Origin of the sequence: Aliidiomarina quisquiliarum (assembly GCF_023922585.1) — a bacterium.
Classification (GTDB): Bacteria; Pseudomonadota; Gammaproteobacteria; order Enterobacterales; family Alteromonadaceae; genus Aliidiomarina; species Aliidiomarina quisquiliarum.
Map to the genome: position 1 here is coordinate 1 of NZ_JAMFTN010000038.1, position 1,194 is coordinate 1,194.

Sequence of the window (1,194 nt, forward strand, 5' to 3'; positions counted from 1 at the left end):
GTCAACGAATTGGATACTTACTAATGGCAACGATGAAGGAGCGCGGGCTTTCAGCTTCGCAAAAACGAGAGCTTTGGCATAGATGGCGAAAAGGACAGTCTCTCAGTGAGATAGGTCGAGCGCTAGGTAAGCACGCAGGCTCCATCAGTGGCGTGTTAGCGATTCATGGCGGTATTTCCCCTCCATATCGAACCAGATCGCGCCTTGCTCTATCTTTGTCGGAGCGAGAGGAGATTTCGCGTGGCCTATGTGTTGGGCTTTCAGTGCGTAGCATAGCCAGACTGATTGACCGCTCAGTTTCGACAGTTAGCCGTGAAGTTAATCGTAATGGTGGCCGCACAGCATACCGTGCGAACATAGCTGACAAAAGAGCATGGGATCAGGCAAAACGGCCCAAGCAGTGCTTGCTTGCTGCCAACCAAGCATTGCAGCGAGTTGTAGCGCAGAAACTTCAGCTAGACTGGTCTCCTGAGCAAATATCAGGCTGGCTTCAGCGCCAATTTCCGAGTGAGCCAGCCATGCAGATATCCCACGAAACAATTTATCGCAGCCTGTTTATTCAGTCTCGCGGCGTACTGAAAAAAGAGCTGGTAAAGCACCTGCGATCTCGGCGCGGTATGCGTAGATCAAAACATTCGACTACGGATAACCCTGAGCCCAAGACAAGTATTGTGGATGCAGTTTCTATTCGTGAACGCCCCCCAGAAGTGGAGGATCGAGCAGTACCTGGTCACTGGGAAGGTGACTTGATCACTGGCTCCAAGAACTCGCACATTGCTACCTTGGTGGAGCGTCAGTCCCGCTTTACAATGCTGGTACAGGTCAACGGAAAAGATACCGAGAGCGTTGTGTCTGCGCTTATCAGAGAGGTTAACAAACTGCCTGAATCTCTGAAGAAGACCTTGACCTGGGACCGGGGCGGCGAGCTTGGCGCTCATAAGAAATTCACTGTTGCGACTGATGTCCAGGTTTACTTTTGCGACCCTCAGAGCCCTTGGCAGAGGGGGAGCAATGAAAATACAAATCGACTGCTGCGGCAGTATTTTCCCAAAGGCACAGACTTATCCGGGTGGACTCAAGAGCAGCTTAATGTGGTTGCCTTACGCCTGAATCAACGACCAAGAAAAACATTGCAATATTTAACGCCAGCTGAGAGGCTAAACGAGATAGTTGCACTGACCGGTTGAACCCACC

1 protein-coding gene is annotated in these 1,194 nt (G+C 51.1%); it reads left to right on the top strand.

Annotated elements, in window-relative coordinates; translation table 11 throughout:
- Window positions 1–23: 23 nt before the first annotated feature.
- Window positions 24–1,187: an IS30 family transposase gene (locus M1L23_RS12815; protein ID WP_252627837.1), complete on the top strand. Its 1,164-nt coding sequence runs from the start codon at window positions 24–26 to the stop codon at window positions 1,185–1,187.
- The last annotated feature ends 7 nt before the right edge of the window (window positions 1,188–1,194 follow it).